The sequence below is a fragment of the Dehalococcoidales bacterium genome (genome assembly GCA_030698765.1).
GTDB lineage: Bacteria > Chloroflexota > Dehalococcoidia > Dehalococcoidales > UBA2162 > JAUYMF01.
On the sequence record JAUYMF010000012.1, the window covers coordinates 1 to 9,211 of the forward strand.

General features: G+C 54.7%; 8 protein-coding genes. All 8 read right to left on the minus strand.

Annotated elements, in window-relative coordinates:
* Positions 1-26: 26 nt before the first annotated feature.
* The 8 genes from Q8Q07_00390 to Q8Q07_00425 all read right to left on the minus strand — a co-directional run bounded on the left by Q8Q07_00390 (position 27) and on the right by Q8Q07_00425 (position 8,904).
* Positions 27-758, minus strand: a complete 732-nt coding sequence (locus Q8Q07_00390) for a DUF362 domain-containing protein (protein ID MDP3878751.1) — start codon at positions 756-758, stop codon at positions 27-29.
* Positions 759-789: 31 nt separating this feature from the next.
* Positions 790-1,437, minus strand: coding sequence for an MBL fold metallo-hydrolase (locus Q8Q07_00395; protein MDP3878752.1), 648 nt, complete (start codon positions 1,435-1,437; stop codon positions 790-792).
* Positions 1,438-1,456: 19 nt separating this feature from the next.
* The gene (locus tag Q8Q07_00400) at positions 1,457-2,965 is read right to left on the minus strand and encodes a leucyl aminopeptidase (GenBank protein MDP3878753.1); all 1,509 of its coding nucleotides are present in this window, start codon (positions 2,963-2,965) and stop codon (positions 1,457-1,459) included.
* Between the two features lie 92 nt (positions 2,966-3,057).
* Entirely contained in the window at positions 3,058-4,938 is a 1,881-nt protein-coding gene (locus Q8Q07_00405; protein MDP3878754.1) for an aldehyde ferredoxin oxidoreductase family protein, read from the minus strand.
* Positions 4,939-4,958: 20 nt separating this feature from the next.
* Positions 4,959-5,540, minus strand: a complete 582-nt coding sequence (locus Q8Q07_00410; protein MDP3878755.1) for an ATP-binding protein — start codon at positions 5,538-5,540, stop codon at positions 4,959-4,961.
* A 196-nt stretch (positions 5,541-5,736) separates the two neighbouring features.
* A complete protein-coding gene (locus Q8Q07_00415; GenBank protein ID MDP3878756.1) occupies positions 5,737-6,582 on the minus strand; it encodes a DegV family protein in 846 nt (281 codons plus the stop codon).
* A 26-nt stretch (positions 6,583-6,608) separates the two neighbouring features.
* Positions 6,609-8,198 (minus strand): AMP-binding protein, encoded by a 1,590-nt coding sequence (locus Q8Q07_00420; GenBank protein MDP3878757.1) that lies wholly within the window; start codon positions 8,196-8,198, stop codon positions 6,609-6,611.
* A gap of 1 nt (position 8,199) precedes the next feature.
* Entirely contained in the window at positions 8,200-8,904 is a 705-nt protein-coding gene (locus tag Q8Q07_00425; GenBank protein ID MDP3878758.1) for an acetate--CoA ligase family protein, read from the minus strand.
* Between the last annotated feature and the right edge of the window lie 307 nt (positions 8,905-9,211).

Here is a 9,211-nt window from a genome sequence, read left to right on the forward strand (position 1 = left end):
GGAGATCACTTGCCTATAATGGGAACTCAGCTTTCGAACCCCTTTTTGGCTTCACTGATTAAATCGAGGTAGTCCGGCTTGATGTCCAGTATCTCTGAAGCTTCGGAATCCACTTCGTAAGGTTCACCAATGAAAATCTTGCCGTATTCTTCAATATCACCGTGAAACGGGTCACCGAAGCTAATGAATTTCTGTCGGGCTTCGATGATACCGAGGTCAAAGGGTAGCGTAAAATAGAGGTCAGCAACCACCTTATCTATCCCCAGGTTGTACAGAGTCTCCCGTCCCTCCAGTGCTTCACCGCTGTACTTGCTGCTCGGTAGTAAGGTGAGCATATTCATGATACTGAGACTGCCTTTCCCATTGAAAATCTTTAGTGGCGCCACGTTTATCAGGTAATCGCTGGAGAGGATAACATTAGGGACCCAGAAGGTCGGCACGGCTAGGGGTTTGGGCAGGGGATTATCTACTTCCACCCAGGTGCAGTCTTTAACATCCAGTAACAGTACCCTCGGGAAGTCATATCCCAGTGTCTGGTATATCGGGTAGATTGGGCTTCCTCCGGGGGTACCGTCAAGTATCAGGATATCAGCATCACTGACCTGCCGGATACCTCTGATTATTGTTGTCATAATGTCCCGGCTGGTGGTTACCGGATAAGGCACCGGATAGGACGCGCTGGGCTTAATCAGGACACGCCGCGCCCTGGACACCGCCGACGGTGCCTTAAAAACAAAATCCGAAGCCTCAAATATCAAGCACTACTCCCTCTGCCTGTCTGGTCCCACCCTATAGCGCAGGCTGCAAGACAAAAATCTGAGTGGCGCCGGGTAGTTCTGCCATGCTAAACTCCGCTTCACTGGTATTGAGCTTGTTTATTCCCTGTTTCCCTTTCAGAAAATCGTCCACCCCTGATATCGGTAGCTCGCACCGATTATTTTTATAGTGCATCGGGATAATCACCTTGGGGGCTAGCTGGCGGCAAATCTCGGTGGCAGTACCAGCATCAATGGTGAAAAACCCTCCCACCGGGATGAGTAATATATCCACCTTCCCTATCTCAGCAATCTCTTTGTCACCAAGGCTGTGGCCCAGGTCGCCGAGGTGGCAGACCCTCATGCCATCAATCGCCAGGCAGAATATGATATTAGAGCCTCTCTCCGCTCCCTGCCTGGTATCATGATAGGCGGGGATACCCTCTATCTTTATTCCTTTAACCTCAGTTGGCGCGGCTTCATCGACGACCTCGGGATTGCCGGTGACCGCGGCGACGTTGTTATGGTCAAAGTGGCCGTGGCTCACGGTGACAATGTCCGCCGACTCTCTGATTTCCCCATACTTGATGCGGTCATTGGTGGCGTAGGGGTCAGTGATTAACCTGGTCCCCGTTTCTGAGGTAATCAGAAAAGTGGCGTGTCCCAACCATTTGATCTTCATGAACGAATCTCCCTTTTTATTAACCGGATTCTTTAGCCAGTGCCAGGACAAGGTTTACCAGGGTACGCGCCGGTACTCCGGTAGCCCCTTTGGGTAGCTGGTTCTGTTCCTTCTCATTCATGCTGGTACCGGCGATATCCAGATGAACCCAGGGGGTATCACCGGCGAACTCACCGACAAATTGAGCGGCGGTAATGGCGCCCCCCATTCTGCCGCCGACGTTTTTGATATCGGCTACGTCGCTCTCGTTCTGTTTCTTGTATTCCTCATACATCGGCATCTGCCAGATACGTTCTCCCGCTTCGTTGCCAGCGGCGATTATCTTATCGATCAGTTCCTGATTATTGCCGAAAGCACCGGTGCAGATGTCTCCCAGGGCGATCCTCATCGCTCCGGTGAGCGTGGCGGCGTCCACGAGAAGTTTAGCCCCCTCTTTTTTAGCGTAACCCAGGGCATCAGCCAGGGTGAGACGCCCTTCAGCGTCAGTAGATATGATTTCTATGGTTTTACCGCCCATTGCCGTGAGAACATCTCCCGGCCTGATGGCGTTGCCGTCAGGCATGTTCTCCGTAGCCGCGCAGATAGCCAGAACATTAATTTTGGGTTTAAGCTGAGCGATAGCGCCCATGGCGGCGATGACAGCGGCACCCCCCGCCATATCCCCCTTCATATCACCCATCCCCTCGGAGGGCTTGATGGAAATACCGCCGGAGTCGAATGTTATCCCCTTGCCGATCAGGGCGATATCGGTGGACGCGGAGTTGCTTCCCCGGTAGCGGAGGGCGATGAATTTGGGTGGCTGGCGGCTTCCCTGGGACACTCCCAGGATGGCGCCCATCCCCATTGCCTGCATTTGCTCCCGTTCCAGGATATTGATTTCCAGCCCGTGGCTCTCCGCTAGCTTGCTGGCTATTGTCGCCATATCAGTGGGTGTCAGGTAGTTAGATGGTTCATTGACCATGTCTCGGGCCAGATTAGCCGCTTCCGCCATGATTTTACCCTGGCGGGAACCTTCTTCCAGGGCGGAAAGCCGCCCGGCGTCGCCATCAATTATGGTCAACTGCTCAATCTCACCGTGCTCGGAGGCTTTGGTGATGTGGCGGCGGAACAAATAGACCCCGAGCAGTGCCCCTTCGGTTATTGCACGGGATGCGTCTGACACGGTTATTCCCGCCAGCCCTGCTCCCCGGGTAGAGATGGCAACAGTTTTTAGGTTCTTCTTCTGCAAAAACCGGCAGGTACCGGCAATTGCTCTCATAACCCGGTCCGGGGTTATCTCTTCTTTCTTGCCCAGGCCGGTGACGACTACTCTGGTTGCCGGGAGTTTACCCTGACTGTAAATAACGGTAATCTGGTTGAGTTTACCCTTTATCTCGCCCTGTTTAATCAGTTCGGTAATCGTCCCCCCCAGGGCTTCATCCACAGTTGCCGCCTCATCTTCAGGGCGTTCCATTCCCTCGAAGCAGTTCACGATAATGGCGTCAGCTTTGATTCTGGTAATGCTATCGGTTGCGACCTTAACCTCCAACTTAATCTCCTTTCACTTTTTCGACGATACTTTCGGAGCCGGTTTTATATCCCTAACTCAGTCATGCGGATAGCGTGCCCTCCGGTTTTCCGCTAGGCCCGGGCGACCCACTCAATACCCAGTTCCTGAAGCTTGACCAGGGTGGGTGTTCCGCTTACCCTGTCCCAACCGGCCATGGCATAATAGGTATCTATCGCCTGGTCCAATTTTTCCCGGTTGATGCCGACCCCTTTCAGTGGGCCGGAGGTGAAGGGGATGAAGAACCGCTGTGGCAGGCGGTCGTCCTTGACCGTCATACCCTCCCGGATATCAAAGGCGCGGGCCATGGCAACACACCGCTCGCCGCCTTTCATTAACTCCCAGACCGAGGTGTTCCAGCCGGTGACGCCTGTTACCAGCGCAACCATCCGCTCAATGCTCACAGGTACGAACATGCACCATACCAGGCAATTGAGGGTATGCTGCCAGAGACTGCCGTAGACCAGCATGCGCACCTTGGCCTCGCTTAGCTCCCGGGCAGGTAAAGGCTCGAAGATACCCAGCGCCTGGAGATTGGCCAGTTCCTGGCTCATATCATCGGGGTCATCGTACATCGTGTCATGGATGTTATGGCAGTGGTCGGCGCCGGTAGGGGAGATGGTATAGCCGACCCCCAGACCCTGCTTGTAACGGGGCTCATGCATCGGCAGTTCCTGTCCCTTAATCTGCAGGGCAAAATCTTCGGCGCCCCGGCCGAAAGCGGCGGCAGCCCGGGCTACCCCGTCCGCCAGCACCTGGCCGATGCCTTCCCGGCGGGCGATCATCTCTATCAACCTTAACATGGTGTCGGCATCTCCGAAGCGAAGCTCCAGGCCGCCGCTATCCTCTCCGGTGATGATGCCGCGCTCAAAGCACTCCATGGCAAAAGCGATGCTGGAGCCGGTGGATATGGTGTCCAGTCCGTAGGCGTTGCACAGGGCATTGCCCCTGGCGACCGCTTCCAGATTGTCAATTCCGCAGTTTGAGCCTAGAGAGGCTAAAGTCTCGTATTCCGGCCCGCCGTAAACCGGGTCAACGTCATACCGTCCCCGGGCGGCCACCTCCGGTTTACAGCGGATGGTGCAGGCGTAGCACCCCCTCCTCCCGCTCATGATTGTTGCCTTCATCGCCTCCACCGATATCTTGTCGGCTCCCTCGAAGACACCCTGCTGGAAGTTCCGCGTGGGTAATCCTCCATTGTTATTCAGGGGCATGAGCACTCCGGCAGTGCCATCCTCGCGCATGGAAACGGCGTCCGGGTTGGTCTTCAGGTCATTGCTGAGCCATCTGGCGATGGAGTTCACGGCGCTGGCATCGGCTAACGCCACCTTCTGACGTCCCCTGACCGCAATCGCTTTCAGCTTTTTCGAGCCCATTACCGCCCCCATGCCGGTACGGCCGGCGGCGTGTGACAGATCGTTGATGACACAGGCATAGCGGACCAGGTTCTCGCCGCCGATCCCCATCTGGGCGATGCGGATACCACTATCCCCCAGTTCTTCCTGAATCATCTTTTGACACTCGGCGGTGGTCTTACCCCAGAGGTGCCGGGCGTCTCTAATCTCGGCTTTGCCATCATCAATCCAGAGGTATACCGGACTGGCTGCTTTGCCTTCAAAGATAATGGCGTCATAGCCGGCATGTTTCAGTTCGGCTCCCCAGTAGCCGCCGACCTCGGTATCACCGTAACCGTTGGTCAGCGGTGACTTGGCGCCGACACTGTTGCGCCCCCCACCGGCGATAGGCACTCCGGTGAGCGGGCCGGTAGCAAAAATCAGCTTGTTCTCGGGACCGAGGGGGTCCTCACCGCCGGTTAGCTCGCGGAGGAGGAAATAGCTGACCAGTCCTCTACCGCCGATGTAGTGCCGGTAAAATCCGGCATCCGGTTCATCTACCGAAGTAGTACCGCGGGATAAATCAACCCGCAGTATCCTGCCATTATATCCGTAGGGCATCGGCCAACCTCCGGCGGAGTCTAATGCTTCACCTCTCTGATAATTTTGTCCAGGACAGGTTCAATATCCCGGGATGTGTCGACGACATAGTGTTTGCGGTGGATTTTCTCGACCGACGATTTCATTTTCTGGTATACCGTCCAGTCAGCGTCTGACTTACTTTCCCGTCCCTCCAGCCGACTTTGCAACCGTCCGCGCACTACCTCCGGTGGCGCCTCAACGCGTACCAGGACAAGCTTTGCATCCAGGCGGTCAGCGATACTGTAAAGATACTCGCGGTGTTGCTCGGAAAGATTGGTGGCGTCCAGAATAAGGGAGTTCCCCCTCTTCAGCAATTTCTCAATGAGGGAGTGTATCACCCGGAAGAGATACGAGCTTTCTTCCAGGCTATAACTCGGGGACGGGAAAAGGACTTTACGTAAAGCGTCACTTTCCAAAACAACGAAAGGTAACCTCTCAGCCAGCTTGCTACAGAAAAAAGACTTGCCGGTACCGGGCAGGCCGCTGACAACGACCAGGACAGGCTTAACTACCGGCTCGGGGAGCTGCCCCAAGCTCCCGGCCAACATCTGCGCTTTAGCCTCGAGCTGAGTGTTTTCCATCCCTCCTTAGCTGAATATTATATTATAGAACGTTTTTTCTCGTTCCGCTAGACCTTTGCTAAAATTGAATTCCCCTTCCCACCCTGAGACCCTTCGCTACGCTCAGGGTGAGCCTGTCGAACCCTCCACTCGCCCTTCGACAGGCTCAGGACGAGCGGACTATGTACAATGATTTACGCAACTAAGCATTAGTCGCTTAAAAAGCGAAACCCAGCGTGCCGGTTCCGGTAGCATAACCCATCACCGGGCTGAACTCGGTTATCCACAACTCAGCATAATCGAATTCCGCGGCTGTTTTCTCCTTTAGTTTTTCGGCGTCATCGGGAGCGTAGGCATGCATTACCGCCAAGTGTACCGGTCTCTGTCCCGCGCTACCCCTCATTATCTCCAGGAGTCGGTCTATGCCATGTTCCCGGTTTCTAACCACTCCTTTGAAAACTATGGCGCCGGAGGAGCTGGTGAGAATCGGTTTGATGCTGAGCATAGCGCCTACCTGGGAAGCTATTTTAGGTATGCGACCGGTGCGGTAGACATGGCGGATGGTGTCCAGGAGGATAACAAAGGTGACCTTGTCTCTTACTGCTTCAGCTATCTTGACCACCTCGTCAAGGTCTTTCCCGGCGGCGGCAGCCCGTGCCGCTGCCAGGGCGATGAAACCCTCGGCGGCGGTGACATTCAGGGAATCGAGGACGGTTATTGAGGTCTGTGGTAGCTCGGCTTCAGCCTGTTCCCGGGCGACACGTGCCATATCATAGCCGGTGCTGAGCCTGGAGGAGATGGTGACGCAGAGGACGTTTGGCGCTATCCGGCTGGCCTCGTGGTAGGCTTCCAGGTAGTGTCCGGGGGATGACGGCGACGTGTTGAAACTTGCGGGGTCCTGCAGGAACATCCGGTAAGCCTGGGACGGGGTCATGTCCACCAGGTCACGGTAGACCTTACCCTGAACCAGCAGCCTGACAGGTACAATCCCAATCCGGTACTGCTCTACGAGTTCCCTGGTCAGGCAAGCTACGCTGTCAGTGACAATAGCGACCTTCTGCATCAGGACCCCCCCTGAATGGCGGTATCCTAAGATGATGGTCTTAAAGAGGCGGGGCTGCCGTGGGAGGCTACCATGTCCGGAAAAATTGAGGGGATTGCCAAACGGCGGCGGATGCTTTCTTTATCAATTGAACCGCTGCCTGTCCTCGGTAGAGAATCGATGAATATGACCTGTTTCGGTACTTTATAATTGACCATGCGTTCGATGCAGAACTGTTTTATTTCTCCCTCGGTGGCTACCGCTCCCTCTTTCAGGCTGATAACCACGCCGACGACTTCTCCCCGCAGCCTGTCGGGAAGACCAATCGCAGCCGCGTCCGCTACTTTGGGATGACTCAGTAAGGTGCTCTCAATGTCACCGGGGCATACATTCTGCCCTTTGATAATGATAAGGTCCTTCTTCCGGCCGGTGATGAAAAGGTCGCCTTCTTCGTTGATCTTGCCGATGTCACCGGTATAGAGCCAGCCGTCCCTGATTACTTCGGCGGTGGCTTCCGGGTTGTTGTAGTATCCCTTCGTTATCGGCCCCCGGACAATTATCTCTCCGGATTGATTTAGCGGCAGCTCCCGGCCGGTCTCATCTACAATCTTCATCTCCCAGCCGGGTAACGCTTTCCCTACTGAGCCGCGCGTGCCGCTGCCGTCAACAGCCTGACAGGTCGCCAGGCATACCGCTTCGGTTAAACCCCAGCCATCAATGAGATTGAGACCGTAATATTGCTTGAAGCGCCGTATGACATCGAGCGATAAAGGGGCGCCGGCGCTGCCGCACAGGCGGAGGGAGCTTAAATCATTCTTGATGCCTTCTTTTTCGGCCATTTCAGTGGCCAGGGTGAAGGTGTAAGGGACTCCCCAGAATATGGTGCCCTTTTCCTTTTCAATGGTAGCGAAAAAGCTGCTCATGGACAGTCCTGTTCCCGCGACCATTACCAGGGTGCTGCCCTTGTAGATAGACGCCAGTAATACTCCGGCCAGACCGAGCATGTGGTCGAGGGGCAGGCTGAAGAGCAGTGATATGTCCTTTTCGGTTTGCCGGAAGCCTTCCGCCATACTAGCCGTGCCGACCACCAGGCTCCGGTGGGACAGCATTACTCCCCCGGGGGAAAGGGAAGGGCCTGAGGTATAAGCGATCAGAGCGATATCGTCAGGTTCAGGCCCGGGGGTAATACGCTGCGCGGAACTGCCGGAAATAATATCCTGATAGCTGACGTACTTACCCTCACCGTTTGCAGTCAGGCCGATGACCTGCTCGATTGATTTGAATTCCGCTAAAAACGGGCTCAATGACTCTAAGGTGGGGCTCTCGGTTATCAGTACCTTTGGTTGGGCATCGGCCAGGAGTGCGGATAGCTCCCCGAATTTGTATTTGGCATTGAGAGGGACCGCGATGGCGCCGGCCTTGACGATACCAAAGAAGGTGATGACAAATTCCGGACTGTTGGCTAGCAGCAGGGCTATCCGGTCGCCCTTGCTGACGCCGGTTCTCATCAGGGCATGGGCTACTTTGTTCGAAGCTATATCCAGGTCAAGAAAGGATAATTTGCGTTCGCCCGAAATGATTGCTGGTTTATCTCCGTACCGCCCGGCCACCCCCTCCAGCATCAGTTTCAGGCCCATATTAGCTATCCTCTTTCAGGACAACTCTGGCATCCACGGCTACGGCACCGTTACTGTAGGCAAAAACGGGGTTCAGGTCAAGTTCCTGCACCTGTGGGTTCTCTTCCACAAAACGGGAAACCTTGAGTATCAGCTCCTCCAGGTTGGCCACGTCTACCGGTTCCTGTCCGCGGTAGCCCTCAAGAAGGGGATAGCCCTTTATCTCCCTGATCATTTCCCCTGCGTCTCTTCTCTCTAAGGGGATGATTCGGAAAGAAACATCTTTCAGGATTTCCACCAGGATACCGCCCAGACCGAACATGAGCACCGGCCCAAACTGCCTGTCCTGGGACACGCCGATGATTACTTCAACACCGGGACGGGCCATTTTCTGCACCGAGACGCCCTGAATCCGGGCATCGGGCTGTTTCTGTTTGACGGCACGCAGAATATCATCATAGGCTTTGCCGACCTCCTGTGATGTCTTCAAGTCCAGCTTAACGCCGCCGGCATCACTTTTATGGACGATATCTGAGGAAACAATCTTTAATACCACCGGATAGCCCAGCTTCTCACTGATTGATACCGCCTCTTCGCGGGATGTTGCCAGCCTGGTCTCGACAACGCTTATTCCCGCTTGCCTGAGAAGCTCTTTGGACTCTACCTCCGTGAGCAGTCTTCTTCCTTCTTCAATAGCCATATCCATTATCTTGTTCCGGGTCGTCAAAGCTGTTCTTCCTTTGTTGAAGCTAATCAGTTATCAGGGGATTTAATTGACCAGTGTAGCAGATTTCATCTTCTTTGCCAAGGTGAGGGGGTAGTGGTGGGTAGTGGTTCAATTTGAAGGGATAACGGAGAACAATCGCAGTAAAGATAGCTAGTGTAGTGTATTACAAATGTCTTTACAGTTCTGTCATTCCGGACCCTGGCCTGTCGCCAGGACAGGCTTGATCCGGAATCCATGTCTATCCCCTGGATTCCAGCCTTCGCTGGAATGACAGCAACTTCCTTGATACGGCAAGATATATAAGAGA

What these genes read in the sequence shown, in the direction of transcription:
- Q8Q07_00395 (MDP3878752.1), bottom strand. Translation starts at nt 1,437, where the DNA reads ATGAAGATCAAATGGTTGGGACACGCCACTTTTCTGATTACCTCAGAA.
- Q8Q07_00410 (MDP3878755.1), bottom strand. Translation starts at nt 5,540, where the DNA reads ATGGAAAACACTCAGCTCGAGGCTAAAGCGCAGATGTTGGCCGGGAGC.
- Q8Q07_00415 (MDP3878756.1), bottom strand. Translation starts at nt 6,582, where the DNA reads ATGCAGAAGGTCGCTATTGTCACTGACAGCGTAGCTTGCCTGACCAGG.
- Q8Q07_00405 (MDP3878754.1), bottom strand. Translation starts at nt 4,938, where the DNA reads ATGCCCTACGGATATAATGGCAGGATACTGCGGGTTGATTTATCCCGC.
- Q8Q07_00420 (MDP3878757.1), bottom strand. Translation starts at nt 8,198, where the DNA reads ATGGGCCTGAAACTGATGCTGGAGGGGGTGGCCGGGCGGTACGGAGAT.